General features: G+C 42.1%; 20 protein-coding genes. 19 read left to right on the top strand and 1 reads right to left on the bottom strand.

The features are described 5' to 3' along the window. Positions 1–27 precede the first annotated feature (27 nt). Entirely contained in the window at positions 28–1392 is a 1365-nt protein-coding gene (gene mgtE, locus bhn_RS01225) for a magnesium transporter (RefSeq protein WP_071174995.1), read from the bottom strand. 352 nt (positions 1393–1744) lie between these two features. On the opposite strand from mgtE, the gene bhn_RS01230 reads away from it, so the two are divergent. The 19 genes from bhn_RS01230 (at position 1745) to atpC (ending at position 20487) form a co-directional block, all read left to right on the top strand. Then, entirely contained in the window at positions 1745–2305 is a 561-nt protein-coding gene (locus tag bhn_RS01230) for a hypothetical protein (RefSeq protein ID WP_071174996.1), read from the top strand. Next, positions 2302–4050, top strand: coding sequence for a carbon starvation CstA family protein (locus bhn_RS01235; RefSeq protein ID WP_071174997.1), 1749 nt, complete (start codon positions 2302–2304; stop codon positions 4048–4050). The genes bhn_RS01230 and bhn_RS01235 overlap by 4 nt, the downstream gene beginning before the upstream one ends. Positions 4051–4182: 132 nt before the next feature. Then, the gene (locus bhn_RS01240) at positions 4183–4665 is read left to right on the top strand and encodes a PTS sugar transporter subunit IIA (protein WP_071174998.1); all 483 of its coding nucleotides are present in this window, start codon (positions 4183–4185) and stop codon (positions 4663–4665) included. 51 nt (positions 4666–4716) lie between these two features. Further along, complete coding sequence (gene nagE, locus bhn_RS01245) at positions 4717–6159, top strand: N-acetylglucosamine-specific PTS transporter subunit IIBC (RefSeq protein ID WP_193399762.1); 1443 nt, start codon at positions 4717–4719, stop codon at positions 6157–6159. A gap of 114 nt (positions 6160–6273) precedes the next feature. Further along, on the top strand, positions 6274–7260 hold the full coding sequence (locus bhn_RS01250; protein ID WP_071174999.1) for a DUF3048 domain-containing protein: 987 nt from the start codon (positions 6274–6276) through the stop codon (positions 7258–7260). A gap of 101 nt (positions 7261–7361) precedes the next feature. Continuing rightward, on the top strand, positions 7362–7778 hold the full coding sequence (locus bhn_RS01255; protein ID WP_071175000.1) for a LysM peptidoglycan-binding domain-containing protein: 417 nt from the start codon (positions 7362–7364) through the stop codon (positions 7776–7778). Between the two features lie 106 nt (positions 7779–7884). Beyond that, a complete protein-coding gene (locus bhn_RS15865) occupies positions 7885–8529 on the top strand; it encodes a hypothetical protein (protein ID WP_083385608.1) in 645 nt (214 codons plus the stop codon). Positions 8530–8642: 113 nt separating this feature from the next. Beyond that, on the top strand, positions 8643–10454 hold the full coding sequence (aspS, locus tag bhn_RS01265; RefSeq protein ID WP_071175001.1) for an aspartate--tRNA ligase: 1812 nt from the start codon (positions 8643–8645) through the stop codon (positions 10452–10454). Positions 10455–10685: 231 nt separating this feature from the next. Then, positions 10686–12716, top strand: coding sequence for a methyl-accepting chemotaxis protein (locus bhn_RS01270; protein WP_071175002.1), 2031 nt, complete (start codon positions 10686–10688; stop codon positions 12714–12716). Positions 12717–12992: 276 nt separating this feature from the next. Beyond that, positions 12993–13256, top strand: coding sequence for an AtpZ/AtpI family protein (locus bhn_RS01275; protein ID WP_236845943.1), 264 nt, complete (start codon positions 12993–12995; stop codon positions 13254–13256). Between the two features lie 23 nt (positions 13257–13279). After that, positions 13280–13690, top strand: a complete 411-nt coding sequence (locus bhn_RS01280; protein ID WP_071175004.1) for an ATP synthase subunit I — start codon at positions 13280–13282, stop codon at positions 13688–13690. A gap of 10 nt (positions 13691–13700) precedes the next feature. Beyond that, on the top strand, positions 13701–14471 hold the full coding sequence (locus bhn_RS01285; protein WP_071175005.1) for a F0F1 ATP synthase subunit A: 771 nt from the start codon (positions 13701–13703) through the stop codon (positions 14469–14471). A gap of 51 nt (positions 14472–14522) precedes the next feature. Then, on the top strand, positions 14523–14804 hold the full coding sequence (atpE, locus tag bhn_RS01290; protein ID WP_071175006.1) for an ATP synthase F0 subunit C: 282 nt from the start codon (positions 14523–14525) through the stop codon (positions 14802–14804). 19 nt (positions 14805–14823) lie between these two features. Beyond that, a complete protein-coding gene (gene atpF, locus bhn_RS01295) occupies positions 14824–15360 on the top strand; it encodes a F0F1 ATP synthase subunit B (protein ID WP_236845944.1) in 537 nt (178 codons plus the stop codon). Positions 15361–15520: 160 nt separating this feature from the next. Then, on the top strand, positions 15521–16060 hold the full coding sequence (atpH, locus tag bhn_RS01300; RefSeq protein WP_071175007.1) for an ATP synthase F1 subunit delta: 540 nt from the start codon (positions 15521–15523) through the stop codon (positions 16058–16060). Positions 16061–16082: 22 nt separating this feature from the next. Next, positions 16083–17603 (top strand): F0F1 ATP synthase subunit alpha, encoded by a 1521-nt coding sequence (gene atpA, locus bhn_RS01305; protein ID WP_071175008.1) that lies wholly within the window; start codon positions 16083–16085, stop codon positions 17601–17603. A gap of 17 nt (positions 17604–17620) precedes the next feature. Then, on the top strand, positions 17621–18481 hold the full coding sequence (gene atpG / locus bhn_RS01310; RefSeq protein WP_071175009.1) for an ATP synthase F1 subunit gamma: 861 nt from the start codon (positions 17621–17623) through the stop codon (positions 18479–18481). Between the two features lie 177 nt (positions 18482–18658). Continuing rightward, on the top strand, positions 18659–20053 hold the full coding sequence (gene atpD, locus bhn_RS01315) for a F0F1 ATP synthase subunit beta (protein WP_071175010.1): 1395 nt from the start codon (positions 18659–18661) through the stop codon (positions 20051–20053). A 5-nt stretch (positions 20054–20058) separates the two neighbouring features. Further along, entirely contained in the window at positions 20059–20487 is a 429-nt protein-coding gene (gene atpC / locus bhn_RS01320) for an ATP synthase F1 subunit epsilon (protein WP_071175011.1), read from the top strand. Positions 20488–20589 lie beyond the last annotated feature (102 nt).

Consider the following 20589-nt stretch of genomic DNA (forward strand, 5'->3'; position numbering starts at 1 on the left):
AAAGAGACCAGCTTTTTGTTGTGAATGTTATACCACCAGATGCAACATCCTTGTAGCAATATTGAAGTAAACCAGAAGTGACAGTGCATCTACTATTGTTGTAATGAATGGACTTGCCATTACCGCAGGGTCAAATCCCACCTTGGAAGCCAGCATAGGAAGGCAGCAGCCCACCAACTTGGCAATAAGCACTACGAACAAAAGTGTAAGGCAGATAACTGCAGCAACTGTAATAGTAACTCTATCCAGGAATATCAGCTTTAAGAAGTTAGCACATGCAAGGGTAAGACCGCAAAGAACAGCGACTCTTATCTCTTTCCATATTATTTTGAAAATATCTTCAAACTCAATCTCTTTAAGTGAAAGTCCACGGATAATTGAAACACTTGCCTGTGAACCAGCATTTCCGCCGGTATCCATCAGCATTGGGATGTAAGCTGTAAGTACTACATAAGCTGAAAGAGCGTCTTCAAAGCCTGTAATGATAGCACCTGTAAATGTGGCACTTATCATCAGGAATAATAGCCAAGGGATACGATTCTTGTAGGTTTCAAAGATACCAACCTTTGGATAAGGCTTATCAGATGGTACAATAGCAGCCATCTTCTCGATATCCTCTGTAGCCTCTTCTTCAAGAATGTCCACAACGTCATCGATTGTGATGATTCCGACCATACGACTCTCATTGTCTACAACAGGCATTGCTGTAAATCCGTATTTCTGGAACATGCGGGCAGCTTCTTCCTGGTCAGTCATGGTATTGATGCTGATGACATTGGTGTTCATTATATCGCCAATGATTTCATCAGGCTTCATAATGAGCAGGTATCTAAGAGCAACAGTACCAACCAGAACTTTTTGCTTGGTAACAACATAACAGATGTTGATAGTCTCAGAATCTACGCCCTTTTGTCTGATCCTCTCTATGGCGTCGGTAACAGTCATATCTTCTCTGAGGTCTACATACTCCACAGTCATGATAGATCCGGCAGAGTCCTCAGGGTACTGAAGCAGATGATTGATATCAGCTCTGGTTTCAGGGCTTGCGTTGGCCAAAATGCGTTTTACAACATTAGCTGGCATCTCTTCCAAGAGGTCAGTAGCATCATCGGCCATAAGGTTGTCAATAATGTTGGATGCTTCTCGATCGGACAGTGAACGGATGATATACTGCTGGTCATCCAGTTCCAGATCGGCAAATACGTCAGCAGCCATGTCTTTTGGAAGGATTCTGAACATCTTAAGAGAATCCTCATCCTCCATCTCTCCCATAGCAGCAGCGATATCTACTGTGTTCATCTCGGAGATGGTCTGACGAAGCTTGGTATATTGCCTAGATTCAAGAAGTTCCTGCAAGATTTCTACGATTGTCTTTTCTTCTTGTAATTCCATGGTAATCTCCTATGAATTTGGTTGGCGGTTAATATGGTACTTCGACCAGGAGCAGAATCGCTACTGCAATTATGTGAATCTGACTTCATAAAAACCACCACCTTTCATACGAGATTTTGTGAGTTAACTTTAACACAATTTTTCACAAAAATAAACCTCGCAGATTGATTAATTTGCATAGAGATCAGGATAAAAAAACAACGAATACATTACAAAATTAATCTGTTTCTAAAAAATACATTAATTTTGTCATCTTGCAATAACGCGCCAACGTGATAAAGTACTTCTTAAATATTTTTTTATGTAACCTTCCTGAGATTAATTTCTTAAGGTTACTGGTGTGGAGGGGCAGATGGCATTATCATCTGATGATTATTTAAATGAACTCTTAGGCCGCTATCAGGCCAATTTCGACATAACCAAAGATTTTTCCCTGGGAGACAGGATATATCCAGCCTACGCATGGTTCTTTTCATTTGGAGAGAAGTACGTTCTGAAGAAAGAAGCCCAGCTCTGGGCAATAAGAGCCTATGAGCATGTGCTGTTCATTAAGACAGATTCTGTGTCAAAAGAACTTTTGCAGGAAATAAGACAGACAATAGAAGATCATGTGGAACCAGAGCTTGTAAGACGCGGAGAAAAGTATCCGGAAAAGGACCACATGTGTACTTATATGACATTCGTCATCATTTCTGATAGGACCCCTGACAAGGAACTGCAAAGAGAAATAAAGAGATTTAAATATGACAAAGGATATCTCTTTAATTTCAGGGGACACAGCGAAGGTAAGCTGGCTCTTGCATGCCTTGACAGTGAGACCGTTGTTACTAACTACAGTGGAAAAGAGCTAAAAGAACTCTTGACCGATATATTCAAGACCCAAAGGGGTACTAAGGAGGAGAAAGTTTCATGAATGCAGCAGTATTGTTGATCGCTAGTGCAGCAGTTCTCGTAGCAGGATATGTCTTCTACGGCGGATGGCTTGCCAGGCAGTGGGGTATCGATCCAAAGAGGAAGACACCAGCACACGAGTTAAAGGATGGTATGGACTATGTTCCAGCTAAAACACCAGTAGTTATGGGACATCATTTTTCATCAATTGCAGGAGCAGGCCCAATTAATGGACCTATTCAGGCAGCAGTTTTTGGTTGGGTTCCAGTTCTTTTATGGGTACTTATCGGTGGTATTTTCTTTGGCGGCGTCCATGATTTCGGAGCTCTTTTTGCATCACTTCGACATAAGGGACAGTCTATCGGTGAGATCATAGATGACACTATGGGCAAGACAGCCAAGAGATTATTCCTTACCTTTGGTTATCTGACACTGCTTCTTGTAGTTGCAGCTTTCAGTTCAATTGTTGCCAGCACCTTTGGTACAACAACAGCAGCTGGAGCAGCTGTTGAGGGTGCAACACTTGCAGCTAATGAGTCTACAGCAATGATTTCTTTCCTGTTTATCGTTCTTGCTATAGTTTTTGGATTCTTTGTATATCGTAAGAATGCACCAATTGTGGTTGCATCAGTAGTTGGCTGCCTTGGAATAATCGCAATCGTAGCCATTGGACTTAATTTCCATCCAATCTCTCTTACATACAACACATGGATGTGGGTAGTTGGAGCATATATTCTTGTAGCATCTGTAACTCCAGTTTGGATTCTTTTACAGCCAAGAGATTACCTTAGCTCATTCCTTCTCTACTTCATGATCGGAGCAGGTCTGGTAGCAGTTATTGGAGCAGTTTTGGCCGGTCAGGGTAGCTTCTCAGTCCCGGCATTCGGAGATGCAACGCTAAAGGGAACCGGCGTATTTACAACAGGTACTGCATTCCCGGCTCTTTTCGTAACTATTGCCTGCGGTGCTATTTCTGGTTTCCATTCACTGGTTTCTTCAGGAACATCTGCCAAGCAGCTTGATAATGAAAAGAATGCTAAGCCTGTAGCCTATGGTTCAATGCTTATTGAATGCCTCGTGGCAGTTATTTCACTTTGCGCTATCGGATTTGTATGGGCAGCAGCTGCTGACGGCACATATGCAAGCCCAACTCAGGTATTCGCTGGCGGACTTTCATCTATGATCGCTACATTTGCTCCTGGAGCTCAGAACATTATGTATCAGATGCTGATCCTTGCAGTTTCTGTATTCTGTCTTACATCACTTGATACAGCAACAAGACTTGCAAGATACATGTTCCAGGAATTCTTCCTTGAACAGGGACAGACAGCTAAGGATGTGACAGGATACAAAAAAGTATTAGCTAATCCTTACGTAGCTACAGCTATCACAGTTGTTTTAGGTGTAAGCCTTGGTATGACAGGTTACTCCAAGATCTGGCCATTATTTGGCGCAGCTAACCAGCTTCTTGCAGCTATCGGACTTCTTGCAGTCTGCACATGGCTTGGAGCTGTAGGCAAGAACAACAAGATGTTCTATATTCCTATGGTATTCATGCTTGCTGTTACAGTTTGCTCCCTCGTTCAGACTATTACAGCCAAGATGAAGGCATATGTTAGCGGAGCAGCAGATTTTTGGGCACTTATTCAGTCTGCTATCGCTGTACTGCTTGTAGTACTCTCTCTTGTACTTGCATTCATTGCTGCAAAGACACTTATCAAGCAGCATCAGGACAAGAAAAACACTAAGCCTGAAGAGGCAGCTTAATACAAAAATACGTTGAATAATATCCTATATAGAGTTATTATAGTTATAATAAAACTAGGTTTTACTAATCGCTGTAAGGCCTAGTTTTTTCTTTCTAAGCCAGTTGACCGGTTTGTGTTGGAGGGGGATTATATGGGATTATTCGATAAACTTTTCCAGAGCGGTAAATTTGAGATTGGTTCACCAGTTAACGGCACTATCGTGCCTATATCATATGTTAGTGATCCTACATTTGGTGAAGAAATGGTCGGTAAAGGTGTAGCAATACAACCTTCGGATGGTAAATTCTGTGCCCCATGTGACGGCACTCTCATAGCTCTTTTCCCAACAGGTCATGCATACTGCATTAATACTACTGATGGAGCTGAGCTTCTGATCCATATCGGAATTGATACAGTTAAACTAAAGGGTGAGCATTATAAGCTAATTGCAAAGCAAGGAATAGAGGTCAAAAAAGGAGATCCAATAGTTGAAGTGGATCTCGAAAGTGTAAAGGCGGCTGGTTATGATGTCATAACGCCAATGGTTATTTCTAACCATAGTAAGTTTTCCAGGATCGAAAAAATGACAGGTGCTGTGAAAGTTGGGGATACAGCCATGGTTGTCAGTAAATAACTGCGATGAGGAAGTGCAGTTAGATATAAACCACAAAGGAGGAAAAGTAGTATGATGAAGTATTTACAAAGGATCGGTAAGTCTCTGATGCTCCCAGTTGCAGTTCTTCCAGCAGCAGGTATCATGTACGGTATCGGATATTGGATTGATCCAACAGGTTGGGGGGCTAACAATATCATAGCTGCTTTCTTGATCAAGGCAGCGTCGGCCATCATCGATCAGATTCCAATTCTTTTCGCCATCGGCGTATCAGTTGGTATGGCAAAGGACCACGATGGAACCAGTGCTCTGGCAGGTCTTGTCTCTTTTCTTATGATCACAACGCTTCTTAGTAGCGGGGCTGTTGCTATGTACAGAGGTGTTGATGTATCAGAAGTTCCTGCAGCATTTGGCAAGATCAGTAATGCATTCATCGGTATCCTTTCAGGTATCATTGGTTCAAGTTGCTACAACAGATTCAAGGATACCAAACTTCCAGACTGGCTTGCATTCTTTAGTGGAAAGAGATGCGTTGCTATTGTAACAGCAGCAGCTTCATGCTTGGCTTCAGTTATCTTGTATTTCGTATGGCCTATTATTTTCGGTATCCTTGTAGCGTTTGGTACAGCTATCATTGGACTTGGTCCTATAGGTGCAGGTATCTATGTAATGCTTAACCGAGCACTTCTTCCTTTGGGACTTCACCACGCACTCAATGCTGTATTCTGGTTTGATACTGCAGGTATCAATGATCTTAACCTCTTCTGGTCAGGCGCTGACGGAGCAGTTAAGGGTGTTACAGGACAGTACATGACAGGATTCTTCCCGATCATGATGTTTGGTCTACCTGCTGGTGCACTTGCAATGTATCACACAGCAAAAGATTCTAAGAAGAAAGTAGCAGCTTCCCTTCTTTGGGCGGGCGCTCTTGCTTCATTCTTTACAGGAATCACAGAGCCTTTGGAATTTGCATTCATGTTCCTTGCTCCTGGATTATATCTTGTTCATGCAGTTCTTTCAGGTATTTCAGCAGCAGTTTGTGCTGCTCTTCCATTCAGAGTAGGATTTAACTTCTCAGCTGGTTTTGTAGACTGGTTCCTTAGCTTTAAGGCTCCAATGGCAGTTAATCCTTGGCTTATCCTTCCAATAGGCCTTGTATTTGCTGTTATCTACTATGTAGTATTCAGATTTGTTATTATTAAGTTTGACCTCAAGACTCCTGGTCGTGAAGATGACACAGAAGAGGAAGAGAAAAAGATTGATCTTGCAAACAATGATTTCACAGCAATGGGCAAGCTCATTCTTGAAGGCCTTGGCGGTAAAGAGAACATCAAAGAGTTCGACTACTGCGCAACACGTATCCGTGCAGAAGTAAATGACTACACTCAGGTTAATGAAAAGAAGATCAAACAGGCAGGAATTGCCGGTGTCATTCGTCCATCCAAGACAACAGTTCAGGTTGTTGTAGGACCAAAGGTACAGTTCGTACATGACGAGATAAAAAAGATGCTTTAAATGATCAGAATTTTGAAGAGGTTCAGCCTTGTGGCTGAGCCTCTTTTGCTTTAAGATATAATAGACGCTTATAAAAGAGGAGAGAAAGAGTGAGAAAATATTAAGGGGTGTTATATGCGTTTAAAAAATGTTCTTGCAGTTGTAACTAGTGTATTCTGCGCTTTTATGCTTTCTATCACTGCCTATGCTGGCAATTCAGAGCTGACGGGACTTCCTATTGATGACAGCATTGCTGGTCAAAGACCTGTAGCTATCATGGTAGACAATGAAAAGAAAGCTCTTGCTCATTACGGCGTAGCAGAGGCTGACATTGTTTATGAGATGATGAACAGCACAGCCAATGGCCGAATCACAAGACTCATGTGCCTTTACAAGGATTGGGCAAATCTGGGACAGACAGGAAGTATCCGTAGCACCAGAACTACCAACATTATCCTGACTGGTGAGTACAATGCGGTACTTATCCATGATGGAGGCCCGGTTTATATCAAGAGCTATCTGAAACAGCCTTACGCTACACATATAAGTGGCGGATTCACAAGGGTCAAGAATGGAAAGCCAACAGAATACACAGAGTATGTCTTTGGCGAAGAGCTGGTAAATAGATTTGCTAAGGCAGGTATTCCTAATACCTATAGCGCAACTCTTGAGAGAACATCACACTTCCTTTTTAATGATAATGACGTGGAGCTTCCAAGTGAACTTGTAGCTAATACAGTTGATCTTTCAAGCATCTTTGTCCACAACAAGAGTCAGCTTCTTTTCAATGCAGAAACAAGAACTTACGATTACTACGAGTACGGAGCTGTTCATGCAGATGCGGAGGATGGACAGGTTCTGACCTTCAAGAACGTCATTCTTCAGAATGTGCCATTCAAAAAGCTTGATAAGAATGGTTATCTTACCTACGATGTTGTTGGATCAGGTACAGGCTATTACATCACTAATGGCAAGGCACTTCCAATAACATGGGTAAAAGATAGTGCTACTGGATTTACCCACTATTATTACGCAGAGGGCGTTGAGGTCATGATCAATAGAGGAAAGACTTACATTGGTCTTCTTCCTACTGACACCTGCGACCAGCTTAGGATTGGTTGAGACTGCAACTTACTGTCCGTTTTATAACCCACTATAAATTATAGGATTGTATTGTGAGAAACATGCAATCCTATTTTTTATGTTTAAATGCGAGGTGGATTATGAGTAAAGCGTTGATGGCAGCAGCTAGTTTATATAATGACCAGAGATTTTTATCAAAGAGTGAACTGAGGATATATAGAAATAAGATTAGACGTCAGAGAATTGTTAGAAGACAGCGCATAACTTTAGCGATGATCATTGCGATGTTTCTTTTTGCTATGATCTTTGTGGTATCAACACTTGTCTCAGACGCTGCATCAGATGACTATACTCCAGAATACAAATACTATGGATCAATAACTGTAGGTGTTGGTGATACTCTGTGGGACATTGCTTCAGATAATATTTCATGGACCCATTATGATACAGTAGAGGACTATATTTCAGAGATATGTAGCATCAATCATGTAGAAGAAGAGGAGATCTTTGCAGGTGACAATCTCGTGATACCTTATTATTCAACGGAATTTAAATAATAAAAGTATTATAAAAACTGCAAAAATACTCAAAAAATCGTTCAAATATGCCGATTATTGCTATATAATTAGTTTAGGAACGAATCCTTTTTTGGAGGTAACGTCTATGAGGAAAGAGTATATTGCGGGAATGCTTTTAATATCAATGATGGCGCTGGTTCTAGGATGTGGCAAGAGCACACAGATACAGTCTGAAGGCGAGGATCTTAAGCCGGTCATCTATCTTTATCCTACAGAGGACGATACAGAGATCTCTGTAAGTCTTAATTACAATGGAAATCTTGTAGAGCTTATTCCTGAGTTCAATGCAGAAGATACTTGGAATGTAACAGCCAATAGAGATGGACAGATTACCTTTGAGGGTCAGACCTATGATTACTTGTTCTGGGAAGGAGATCCTGCATATTCTTATGATTTCTTCTCGGGCTTCTGTATCAGAGGCGCTGACACAGAGATGTTCCTTAGAGAGAAGCTTCCTCTTTTAGGACTTAACGAGTCAGAGACAGAAGAGTTCATCGAGTTCTGGGTTCCAATGATGGAAGGCAATGAATTCAATATGATCAGCTTCCAGGGTAACAACTATGACAAGAATGCCAAGCTTACTATCAATCCTCAGCCAGATAACATTATCAGAGTGTTCATGGCTTGGTATCCAACAGACAGATATATCAAGATCAATCCTCAGTATATAGAGACTCCTTCAAGAGATGGTTTCACTGTTGTTGAATGGGGTGGCAATAAAGTAAAATAATAGGCTTGAAACTATTACAATGTTGGTCTAAAATGTTGTGCGTGGTATCGGATTAATTTCCGGAATCACGCACTTATTTTTTATCATGAACAATTAGAAATGGAGTAGTTTTTATGATGCAATCACGTACACATAACTGTGGTGAGCTGCGCATGGAAAATGTTGGCGAGAGCGTTACACTTGTTGGCTGGCTTGAGAACATGCGTGAAGTCGGAAGCGGACTTGGTTTCGTAGTTCTCAGAGACTTCTATGGCACAACCCAGATCGTCCTTGAAACAGAAGAAATGGTTAAGACAGCCAAGGCTATCAATAAGGAATCAACTATTTCTGTGAAGGGTGTAGTAAGAGAGAGATCTTCCAAGAACCCTAAGCAGGAGACAGGTGATATAGAGGTTGTTCCTGAGTCTATTACAGTCCTGGGACGTTGCCGTTACAATGAGCTTCCTTTTGAGATCAATCATTCAAGAGAGGCTGATGAGACAGCTCGTCTCAAGTATCGTTATCTTGATCTTAGAAATCCAGAAGTTAAGAAGAACATCATTCTTAGATGTAACGTAGTAGCTGCACTTCGTCAGGCTATGATGGAGCACGGATTTATGGAGATCACAACTCCTATTCTTACAGCTTCATCTCCAGAAGGCGCAAGAGACTACCTTGTTCCTGCTAGAAAGCATCCTGGTAAGTTCTATGCACTTCCACAGGCTCCACAGCAGTTCAAACAGCTTCTTATGACAGCTGGATTTGACCGTTATTTCCAGATTGCACCATGCTTCCGTGATGAGGACGCAAGAGGAGACAGAAGCCCGGGAGAGTTCTATCAGCTCGATATGGAAATGGCTTTCGCTTCTCAGGAAGACGTATTTGCAGTTTGTGAGGATGTTCTTCCTCCAATCTTTGCTAAGTATGGTACATATAACCGCGCATCAGGCGCTCCATTTAAGAGAATCCCTTATCTTGAGGCTATGGAGAAGTATGGCTCAGATAAGCCAGATCTCAGAATAGATCTTACAGTTAATGATGTTACAGAGACTCTTGCTGATTGTGGCTTTGGACCATTTGCTACAAAGGCAGAAGATGGAACAGAGACAAATGTCAGAATCAAGGCAGTTGTTGTTTCAGACTTCAAAGAGAGCAGAAAATTCATCGACAAGACTATCTCAGACGTTGAGGTTCAGTCAGGTAATAAAGCATATTGGTTTAGAATTGATGAGAATGGCGAGCTTGTTGGAGGTATCTCTAAGTTCGTTGCTCCTATCAAAGATCAGGTTGTATCAGCTCTTTCACTTAAGGCTGGTGACCTCGTAGTTCTTTCAAGCGGCAAGCTTTCTGCTGCACAGAAGACTGCAGGCGTTATTGTTAAGACATTTGGTGCTGCTGTTCCTGGACATATGGACAAAGAGCAGTATGCATTCTGCTGGATCGTTGACTTCCCTATGTACGAGATCGGTGAGGAGTCAGGCGAGCTTGAGTTCTGTCATAACCCATTCTCAATGCCATCAGGCGGTCTTGAGACACTTCTTAAGGCTGAGAGAGGCGAGATCGATCCTCTTTCAATCACAGCAGATCAGTACGATCTTGTTGTTAATGGTGTAGAGCTTTCATCAGGTGCTGTTCGTAACCATGATCCAGAGATCATGATCAAGGCATTTGAGATGGTCAGACTTGGTGAGGATGACGTTAAGGCTAAGTTCCCTGCTATGTACAACGCATTCTGCTATGGTGCACCACCACACGCTGGTATCGCTCCTGGTGTTGATCGTATGGTTATGCTTCTTGCAGGTGAGGATTCGATCCGTGAGATCATTCCTTTCCCTATGAACAAGAATGCTCAGGATATCATGATGGGTGCTCCTGGATTTGTAACAGACAAGCAGCTTGAAGAACTTCACATCAGAACTGTTGATGTAGAAGAGCCTGAAGAATAATTTTCTAGAATAAATATACAAATTGGCTACATAAATCAAAGCCCTATTTTACTTGCTTAGGTGACTTTTGGGTCACTTGAGTAAAATGTAATAGGGCTTTTAATTGTGCATTTTTATTTTTCATGAAAAAACAATTAATATTAAAAACAGATTTAATTTATAATACATTAATTTATTAGCCGTATAATGATTATATGATTTACATAAAGTCACATACATAAGGAGGAAATCATGTCTGAGAAGAAAGAGATCGCTTCAAAAAAAGGAAAAAGGATAAGTGCGCAGTTACTTGTACTGATAGTACCTATTACAGCACTGGCAATAGCGATAGTTACAACATTCATAGCGTTAAGTGCTAGGTCAGTAATTGAAGAACTGGCTAAAAATGCTCTTTATCAGGAAGCAAGAGCTAATGCTGCTGAAACAGGCAGTAGAATTCAGATGATCACTACATATTTTGAGGGATTGGCCCAAACTGTAGAGAAGAACTCTTATAACAGTGATCAGGAAATAATAAATGATTACCAGTTCAGTTTGGCCCAGTTTACTGAAACCAGTACAGGTTTCTATATTGGTCTTTCTAATAAGGATTATATCGATATATCTGGATGGGTTCCTGATGCTGGATTCGATCCTACGGCAAGACCTTGGTATACTTACGGTATAAACTATAGCACGATGACTCTTAATCCACCTTCAGTGGATCTTAGTTCCGGAGAGATTGTAGCATCTATTTCAAGAAAAATTACACTAAAGGATGGCAGAAGCGGAGTAATGTCTGCGGATATTTTTCTTAATGACATTTCCAAGACAACTAGCGCATTTAAGCCTCTTGGAACAGGATCCACAATGATGTTCTCAGGTTCAACAATGGTTGCATCTCCTGCAGAGGATCAGATAGGAAAAGATGTATCTGACTATCCTGACGATGGATTCATCCAGCAGGTTGCGTCTATCGTTAAGAGTGGCGGAACAAATGATATCGTCACTATTCATGGAACTGATGGATATGATTACTATGTAGCATTTAATAATGTTGCAGGAACAGAGTGGTACCTTGTTTCATTTGTAAAGGTTTCAGAAGTGCTTGCTTCACTTAGAAGCTTCATCATAATCAGCGTGATCATAGCTGCTATAATCGTGTTCATTATGGCAATCATAATGTTCAGAGTAATTACAAGAATGATCACTAAGCCAGTTAGCAATCTGACTAATAATATTACAAGGATTGCAAGTGGTGACTTCACTGTAGATATTCAGAAGGGCAGTGAAAATGCAAACGAGATCGGTATCATGAACAATAACATGTTTGATTATGTTAATCAGATGCGTGATACTCTTGCAGAACTTAAGGGGGTTACAGGTAAGCTTGCTACAGAAGCAAATAATAGTAAGACGGCATCCAGTGACCTCAATGAACAGGCTGATGAGCAGAGCAGAGCAATGCAACAGATTCAGGGTGCTATGGATGATATGGCACATGCCGTAACAGAACTTGCAAATCAGGCAACAACCCTTGCCCAGGAAGTGAGCAATCTTAACGATAAGAGTAATCAGACAAAAGACACCATGGAAACTCTCGTAACAAAGGCAAAAGAAGGCCAGAGAGACATGGAAGCTGTTCAGACAGGTATGACAAACATCTCATCTTCAATGGAAGAGATGAACAGAGTAGTTGGAGATGTAGGAGAATCTGCTAACAAGATCAATTCCATCATCGAGATCATCAACTCTATTGCGTCACAGACAAACCTCCTTTCACTCAATGCTTCAATTGAGGCTGCAAGAGCTGGCGAGGCTGGTAAGGGATTTGCAGTTGTAGCTACAGAGATTGGTCAGCTTGCTAATAACAGTGCTGAGTCAACAACTCAGATTGCTGAGATCATCAAGGATATCACAGCACAGATAAAAGACCTTTCAGATAAGTCACAGGCTAACATGGAAGAGATCAGTGCAAATATGGATGCAGTTAATACTGCAGGAGAGACCTTTGAAGAAATCTTCAAGAGTCTCGATGAGACCAGCGATATCGTTGGCGAGATGATCTCTAAGGTAGGCAATGTCGATGAGATTGCAACTTCTATGGCTGCTATTTCAGAAGAACAGTCAGCAAGTACTCAGGAAGTTAGTGCAACAGCCACAACTCTTGCATCTAGTGCAGAGCAGGTTGCAGTTAACTCCAAGGGTGTTGATGGAAGTGCGGCTGCAGTATCAGAATCCTCAGATAGGATCGGGGATCTCATTAGTCAGTTCAAACTTTAATTACAATATAGCTATATAAATAGATTTTCAGAACAATAAGCGAAATTTTGATAAAATATTTCTAAATCAAAAGGCTAAGGGTTCCATTTTCCTAGAAAGGAAGGGACTTTTAGCCTTTTTTAATACAATACACACAAAAGCATTAATCGTCTAACATCAGTTGAGAAAATGGCGCAAAAAGTGTATTATTATCTTGTTATACTGTTTATTTTATGCACAATAGACGGTATACCGATAAAAGTGAAAGGAGAGGTGAACTAAATGCAGGTTAAGCGCATGTCAGAAATATTAGGACAGTTCGCTATGGTAGGCCAGCTCGGACTATCACTCCTTATGCCACTTCTTATGTGTCTTTTAGCATGTTATCTTATGTGTGCCAAGCTATCTGTTGGCACATGGGTTTACATACCAGGGTTTATCTTAGGACTCGGAGGTTCTATGACGACAGCTTATAAAGTTTATCTGTCAGTGATCCACAAAGAAGAAAAAAAGAAAAAAGCTAAAAATAGCAGTGAAGTTTCTTTTAACAGGCATTTTTGATTACTTAAATTTAGGAGAGACGTATGAAATTACAGGATGCTGTAAAAAAGGAGACGGGGATAATTGCTGTGGGGACAGCCATAGGCATTCTCGTTATGTATGTTGTGTTTTTTGTTTTGCACATGGTGCTTCCTAACTGGGCGCCATTTGATATACAGGTTATCTTAGGGGGAATAGGCGGCTTTATAGTGGCTGTCGGTAACTTCTTTTGGATGGCCATATCTGTGCAAAAAGTTGCAGGTATTACGGATGAAGAGAGAGCAAGAAAGACCATGAGCGTAAGCTACAGGTACAGAACACTGCTTCAATTCTTGTGGGTTATTATTGCGATAGTAGCTCCTGTATTCAATGTGGTGACAGGAATTGTTCCTCTTTTCATTCCAAGCTTGATAATCAAACTACGCGGGATCTTGTCTGCGGGGAAAGGAGGTTGAAGGCGAAGATATGAGTAGTGATTTTTCAGTCGTTGGGCCGAAGATATATTACACGATCCACACTGGTATCCCAATTTTGGGCGATTTTAATATTACCGAGACGCTCGTTGTGAGCTGGATCGTAATGATTATTATCACTGGATTGTGTATCTTCCTCACAAGAGATCTTAGACTGGAGAATATTTCCAAGAGACAGGCATTCGCAGAGATGCTTGTGGAGATGGGCAATAATTTTGTCCGTAACAATACTGGAGGCAATAAGTTTGATAAATTGATACCATTTGTATCCGCTCTGTTTGTAACGAGCGTAGTTTCAAACCTTATAAGCCTTACAGGACTAAGAAGTCCAACAGCAGACTTATCAACAGAAGCCGCTTGGGCTGTAGTTGTTTTCATCATGATCACAGCTACCAAGATCAAGACCAACGGCGTGGGCGGATATCTGAAAGGTTTCACGACACCTATTGCAGTCATGACACCATTCAATATTCTGTCAGAGCTTGCTACACCAGTTAGTATGGCATGCCGTCATTTTGGAAATATCCTTTCAGGAGTAGTTATTGACGGACTTATCTATTGGGCTCTGGGACTTGCGTCAGCAGCTCTTTTGGGACTCATCCCTGGAGCAGTTGGAAGATTCCTTTCCAACATACCGATCTTAGGAGTCGGTCTTCCGGCCATTACAGGCGTTTACTTTGACTGGTTCTCAGGATGCATGCAGGCGTTCATCTTCTGTATGCTGACCGTCATGTACATCGCCAATGCGGCAGAGGAAGGTTAAAAAAACTAAATAAAGTGAAACGATAACAAAGTTATTTTAGGAGGCAAAAAAATGGGTGATTTTGAGTTATTAGCTAGAGGTATTGCACTTGCAGGATGTGGTATTGGTGCAGGATGTGCACTTATCGCAGGTATTGGACCTGGTATTGGTGAAGGAACTGCTGTTTCTAAGGCTCTTGAAGCTATTGGACGTCAGCCTGAATGTAAGGGCGATGTAACAAGTACTATGCTTCTTGGTTGTGCCGTTGCAGAGACAACTGGTATCTACGGTTTCGTTACAGGTCTTCTTCTTATCTTCGTTGCACCTGGAATGTTTATGAATTACCTGAAGTAATCAAAAAAGGAGAACTAATATGCAATTACAGGCTCTAATGATGCTCACTGCGGATACAGCCAAGACGCAGGAGCTGGTTACATTGGTACCCTGGACCTTTATTGCACAGATAATAAACTTATTTATCCAGATGTTTCTGATAAAGAAGTTCCTTTTCAAGCCTATCAACGATATTCTTGAGAAGAGAAAAAATCTTGCTGACAAGGCGATCAGGGAAGCCAGAGAGGCCCAGGAAGAAGCCGATTCTCTTAAGTCTCAGTACGAAGAAAGCCTGACTAATGCACATGCCGAAGCTGCAAAGATTGTATCTGAAGCTCAGAAAGAGGCTCAGAACAAGGCTGATACTCTTGTAAAAGAGGCAGAGCAGCAGGCAGCAGGAATCAAGGCAAGAGCTGCTGAAGACATTGAGCAGGAAAAGAAGAAGGCTATCAATGAGGCCAAAGATGAGATTGGCGGACTTGCAATGGATATTGCAGGCAAGGTTGTTGAAAAAGAGATCAACGAAGCTGATCACAAGAAGCTTATCGAGGACTTTATTAGCAAAGTCGGAGCTTAAATATCAATCAGTCCGAAGCATTTACTGCTGAGGAAATAAACTAAAATCAGTCCGAAGCATTTACTGCTGAGGACGTAAGAAAATGAAACTAGGGTGAGCATGCCCTATGCCGAAGGCATTTTAATGGCATGCGAATCAGAATTTCGACGAAGGAGAAATTATGAGTAAAGCTGGAGATCTTTATGGGCAGAGCCTATATGATCTGGCAGCGGAATCTAACCTATCGGATGAGATACTGGGCGAAATGGAGTTGATCAAAGGGATCTTTAAAGAGAACCCTGATTATGTGACACTTCTTTCGGAACCTTCAGTCCCAAAGAACGAAAGGCTGAAACTTGTCGACGAGGCATTCGGAGATGGTTGTCAGCAGTACCTTTTGAACTTTATCAAGATCTTGGTTGAGAAGGGATTACTTAGAGAATTCTCTGCTTGTCAAAAGAGATTCAGGAAATGCTACAACGAGGAACACGGTATCGCAGATGCCCTTGTTACCACGGCTGTGGCGCTGGATGAGGCACAACTCAAACAGTTAACTGATAAACTTGAGAAGTTAAGCGGCAAAAAAGTGTTGCTGAAGCAGAAGGTAGATAGTGGCGTCCTTGGTGGCGTAAGAGTAGATCTTGAGGGACAGCTCTTTGACGGAACAGTCAAAGGCAGGTTATCCGAGCTTCGCAGAAAAGTTGATGAGACAGTCATCTAAATAATATACATCGGAGGATGATATGGAACTAAAACCAGAAAAAATATCCGAGGTCATTCGAAGCCAGATAAAGAATTATCAGAACGCAATTATCCAGAATGAGACCGGTACAGTTCTTACCGTTGGTGATGGTATCGCCAGAGTAAGCGGACTTTTGAACTGTATGGCAGGTGAGCTTCTGGAGTTCGAGAATGGTACATTCGGAATGGCTCAGAACCTCGAGGAAACAGTAGTATCCGCGGTTTTGTTCGGCGAGGATGTTGGTATCAGCGAAGGACAGACCGTTAAACGTACAGGTCGAGTTGTTTCTGTTCCTGTAGGCGAGAAGATGATCGGACGTGTTGTAAACGCTATCGGTCAGCCTATCGATGGAGCAGGTCCAATCGAAACCACAGAATATAGACCAGTTGAGTCACCAGCTCCTGGTATCATTGACAGACAGCCTGTTAAGGAGCCTCTTCAGACAGGTATCAAGGCTATCGATTCTATGATCCCTATCGGTAGAGGTCAGCGTGAACTTATTATCGGTGATAGACAGACTGGTAAGACTACAATTGCAATTGATACTATCCTTAACCAGAAGGGTAAGGATGTTATCTGTATCTACGTTGCTATTGGACAGAAGCGTTCAACAGTAACTGCACTTGTAGAAGATCTGAAGAAGGGCGGAGCAATGGACTACACTATCGTAGTTGCTGCTACAGCTTCTGAGCCTAGCCCACTTCAGTATATTTCACCATATACAGGTTGTACTATGGGTGAGTACTTCATGAATAAGGGAAAACACGTGCTTTGCATCTATGATGACCTTTCTAAGCATGCTGTAGCTTATCGTGCACTCTCACTTTTGATCAGAAGACCACCAGGACGTGAAGCTTATCCTGGAGACGTTTTCTATCTTCACTCAAGACTTCTTGAGAGAGCTGCTAAGCTTTCTGATGAAAACGGTGGCGGATCACTTACAGCCCTTCCTATTATCGAGACTCAGGCCGGAGACGTTTCAGCGTATATTCCTACAAACGTTATCTCCATTACTGATGGTCAGATATTCCTTGAGACAGAGCTCTTCCACTCAGGTATTATGCCAGCGGTTAACCCTGGTATCTCAGTATCTCGAGTAGGTGGTAACGCTCAGATCAAGGCTATGAAGAAGGTTGCCGGAACACTTAAGCTTGTTTATTCACAGTATCGTGAACTGCAGAGTTTCGCTCAGTTCGGTTCAGATCTTGATGAAGATACAAAGGCTCGTCTTGCACAAGGTGAGCGTATTGTAGAAGTCTTAAAGCAGGACAAGAACCAGCCAGTACCTGTTGAGAAGCAGGTTGCGATTCTTTATGCGGTTGTTAACAACATCCTTATCAAGGTTAATACAGAAGATGTTGCTGAATATGAAGCAGGTCTTTACGACTTCCTTGACAGCAATCCAACTGGTATCGCAGTTATGAAGGAAATCCGTGAGACTGGTAAGCTTGAGAGCGACGCTGAGAATAAGTTAAAAGAAGTACTGAACGCTTATACTGAAAACTTCATCAATAAAAAATAATCAGGAGGGAAACTTAAATGGCTGGATCAATGAAAGCTGTTAAACTCCGAATAAAGAGCGTTCAGAGCACGATGCAGATCACGAAAGCGATGCAGCTGGTTGCAGCTTCAAAGCTTCGTAAGGCAAAGGAAAAGGCTGATAATTCAAAGCCTTACCTTGAGACAGTGCTTGCAACACTTACAGATATAGCTAATGGAAATAACGATTTCCGTTCTATCTTTACCAAGAGTAACGATAATGACAAATGGCTATACGTTGTAATTGCCGGAGACAGAGGTCTTGCGGGCGGATACAACTCAAATCTGTTCAAGTTTGTTGAGAAAGAGATCAAGGATAAGAGCAATGTAACAGTTCTTCCTATCGGTAAAAAATCTGTTGAGTTCTTTAAGCATAGAAATGTGCCTATCCTCACAGAAGAGTATGCTGAAGTTGCCAAGATCAACATCTCGGATTGCTTCCAGATAGCAAAGCTGCTCTGTGGTTCATATGGCGGAGATGGTTTTGGACATGTATTCCTGTGCTACACAAATTTCGTGTCCATGCTGTCGCAGGTACCTACAGCCACATCACTTCTCCCATTATCTGATCTCAAGACAGATAATAAAGAGAGCGATGGCAAGGCAAAAGACCTGATTCTGTATGAGCCAAACAGTGAAACAGTGTTCGATACAATTGTTCCTGAATATTTAGCTGGAATCTTGTACACAAGTATTAATATCTCGTATGCTTCTGAGCTTGCTGCTCGTAGAACAGCCATGGAGGCTGCAACAGACAACGCAGAAGAAATGATTGAGAACTTAAGCTTGTACTACAATAGAGCTCGTCAGGCAAGCATCACTCAGGAAATTACTGAGATCGTGGCTGGTGCAGAAAGCTGAGAACTTGCCGAGGTTTTTTCGAGGCTAGTTCGAAGCTTGTTCTGTCGAAGCTGCAATGCAGCTGAGAGCAGAACTTCCATACGAGAGCAGAACTTCCATATGAGATAGAACTTCCATATGAGAGCAGAACTTCCAAATAAAATATGAAGGAAAATAAAACAATTAAGGAGTTTAACAATGAGTGAAAATCATGTTGGAAAGGTAATACAGGTTACAGGTCCTGTACTTGACATCCGCTTCAAAGAGGGTGAACTTCCAGATCTTCACAATGCTATAGAGATCATGATCGAGGACCGCAAGCTTATTGCAGAGGTTGCTCAGCAGGTCGGAGATGACGTAGTTCGTTGCGTAGCTATGAGCTCCACTGATGGTCTTGTACGTGGCGTTGATGCCAAAGATACAGGAAGCCCTATCACTGTACCAGTTGGTGACAAGTGCTTAGGAAGAATCTTCAACCTTCTTGGAGAGCCTGTTGATAACGAACCTGCACCAGAAGGAGTAGAGAGATGGGCAATCCATCGTCCAGCTCCTGCTTATGAGGATCAGGTTCCTGCTACAGAGATCTTTGAGACAGGTATTAAAGTCGTTGACCTTATCTGCCCTTACGCTAAGGGTGGTAAGATCGGTCTTTTCGGTGGTGCCGGCGTAGGTAAGACAGTTCTTATCATGGAGCTTATCAACAACGTTGCTAAAGCTCACGGTGGTATTTCCGTATTCACCGGTGTAGGTGAGCGTACTCGTGAAGGTAATGACCTTTACGGAGAAATGAAAGAAAGTGGAGTTATTGATAAAACTGCACTAGTTTATGGACAGATGAACGAGCCACCAGGAGCCAGAATGAGAGTTGGTCTTTCTGGACTCACAATGGCTGAATATTTCCGTGATGTAAAGAATCAGGATGTGCTTCTTTTCATCGATAACATCTTCCGTTTCACACAGGCTGGTTCAGAGGTTTCAGCCCTCCTTGGACGTATGCCTTCAGCCGTAGGTTATCAGCCTACACTGGCTACTGAAATGGGTGCTCTTCAGGAGCGTATCACATCCACAAAGAAGGGATCTATCACATCAGTTCAGGCCGTATACGTACCTGCTGATGACCTTACAGACCCTGCTCCTGCTACAACATTCACACACCTTGATGCTACAACCGTTCTTTCCAGAGATATCGCATCAAAGGGTATTTATCCAGCTGTTGATCCTTTGGATTCAACAAGCCGTATCCTTTCTCCAGATATCGTAGGAAAAGAGCATTACGAAGTTGCTAAGGGTGTACAGCAGGTTCTTCAGAGATATCGTGAACTTCAGGATATCATCGCTATCATGGGTATGGATGAACTTTCAGAAGAGGATAAGCTTACAGTTTACAGAGCACGTAAAGTACAGAACTTCCTGTCACAGAGCTTCTCAGTTGCTGAGCAGTTCACAGGTCTTCCTGGAAAGTACGTTCCTCTTAAAGAGACAATCCGTGGCTTCAAGATGATCCTTAATGGTGAGTGCGATGATCTTCCAGAGAGTGCATTCCTTCTTGTAGGAACTATTGACGAAGTCTTCGAGAAAGCAAAGAAAGGATAACTATTATGTCCAGTTATCATTTACAGGTTGTGTCCTTGGATGGTCTCGAATTCGAGGGTGATGTTCAAAAGATTATGCTTCGTACAATAGATGGTGATGTTGAGATTTTGGCTCGTCACACCAACTACTGTACAGCTATAGGTATGGGCACCGCCAAAGTGACCATGGACGACGGCCAGGAGAGAAAAGCAGCCTGTATCGGTGGAATGCTTTCTGTAATGAACGGAGAGGTCAGAGTCCTTCCTACTACTTGGGAATGGAGCGAAGATATCGATCTTGATCGTGCCATTGCTGCTAAGCTCAAAGCTGAACAAACTTTGAATGACAAGGCAATCGACAAGGAAGCAAGAATTCGTGCCGAGGCCAAGCTCTACAGAGCTCTCGTACGAATCGGTTCCTCCGGTAAGGATAAAAGCAATTTATTTGATAATTAAAAATGACCCGCCTAGGATTTAGAGTCCCAGGCGGGTTTTTGATTGCTCTAAAAACGACGCCCGGCATGTCTTTTTAGCTATTTTCTTATTTTGGCATGTCAA

It is taken from the genome of Butyrivibrio hungatei, assembly GCF_001858005.1.
Lineage (GTDB): Bacteria > Bacillota > Clostridia > Lachnospirales > Lachnospiraceae > Butyrivibrio > Butyrivibrio hungatei.

Bases quoted from the DNA above. Each gene is read 5' to 3' on its own strand.
- mgtE (WP_071174995.1), bottom strand. From the start codon at position 1,392: ATGGAATTACAAGAAGAAAAGACAATCGTAGAAATCTTGCAGGAACTT.
- bhn_RS01230 (WP_071174996.1), top strand. From the start codon at position 1,745: ATGGCATTATCATCTGATGATTATTTAAATGAACTCTTAGGCCGCTAT.
- bhn_RS01235 (WP_071174997.1), top strand. From the start codon at position 2,302: ATGAATGCAGCAGTATTGTTGATCGCTAGTGCAGCAGTTCTCGTAGCA.
- bhn_RS01240 (WP_071174998.1), top strand. From the start codon at position 4,183: ATGGGATTATTCGATAAACTTTTCCAGAGCGGTAAATTTGAGATTGGT.
- nagE (WP_193399762.1), top strand. From the start codon at position 4,717: ATGATGAAGTATTTACAAAGGATCGGTAAGTCTCTGATGCTCCCAGTT.
- bhn_RS01250 (WP_071174999.1), top strand. From the start codon at position 6,274: ATGCGTTTAAAAAATGTTCTTGCAGTTGTAACTAGTGTATTCTGCGCT.
- bhn_RS01255 (WP_071175000.1), top strand. From the start codon at position 7,362: ATGAGTAAAGCGTTGATGGCAGCAGCTAGTTTATATAATGACCAGAGA.
- bhn_RS15865 (WP_083385608.1), top strand. From the start codon at position 7,885: ATGAGGAAAGAGTATATTGCGGGAATGCTTTTAATATCAATGATGGCG.
- aspS (WP_071175001.1), top strand. From the start codon at position 8,643: ATGATGCAATCACGTACACATAACTGTGGTGAGCTGCGCATGGAAAAT.
- bhn_RS01270 (WP_071175002.1), top strand. From the start codon at position 10,686: ATGTCTGAGAAGAAAGAGATCGCTTCAAAAAAAGGAAAAAGGATAAGT.
- bhn_RS01275 (WP_236845943.1), top strand. From the start codon at position 12,993: ATGTCAGAAATATTAGGACAGTTCGCTATGGTAGGCCAGCTCGGACTA.
- bhn_RS01280 (WP_071175004.1), top strand. From the start codon at position 13,280: ATGAAATTACAGGATGCTGTAAAAAAGGAGACGGGGATAATTGCTGTG.
- bhn_RS01285 (WP_071175005.1), top strand. From the start codon at position 13,701: ATGAGTAGTGATTTTTCAGTCGTTGGGCCGAAGATATATTACACGATC.
- atpE (WP_071175006.1), top strand. From the start codon at position 14,523: ATGGGTGATTTTGAGTTATTAGCTAGAGGTATTGCACTTGCAGGATGT.
- atpF (WP_236845944.1), top strand. From the start codon at position 14,824: ATGCAATTACAGGCTCTAATGATGCTCACTGCGGATACAGCCAAGACG.
- atpH (WP_071175007.1), top strand. From the start codon at position 15,521: ATGAGTAAAGCTGGAGATCTTTATGGGCAGAGCCTATATGATCTGGCA.
- atpA (WP_071175008.1), top strand. From the start codon at position 16,083: ATGGAACTAAAACCAGAAAAAATATCCGAGGTCATTCGAAGCCAGATA.
- atpG (WP_071175009.1), top strand. From the start codon at position 17,621: ATGGCTGGATCAATGAAAGCTGTTAAACTCCGAATAAAGAGCGTTCAG.
- atpD (WP_071175010.1), top strand. From the start codon at position 18,659: ATGAGTGAAAATCATGTTGGAAAGGTAATACAGGTTACAGGTCCTGTA.
- atpC (WP_071175011.1), top strand. From the start codon at position 20,059: ATGTCCAGTTATCATTTACAGGTTGTGTCCTTGGATGGTCTCGAATTC.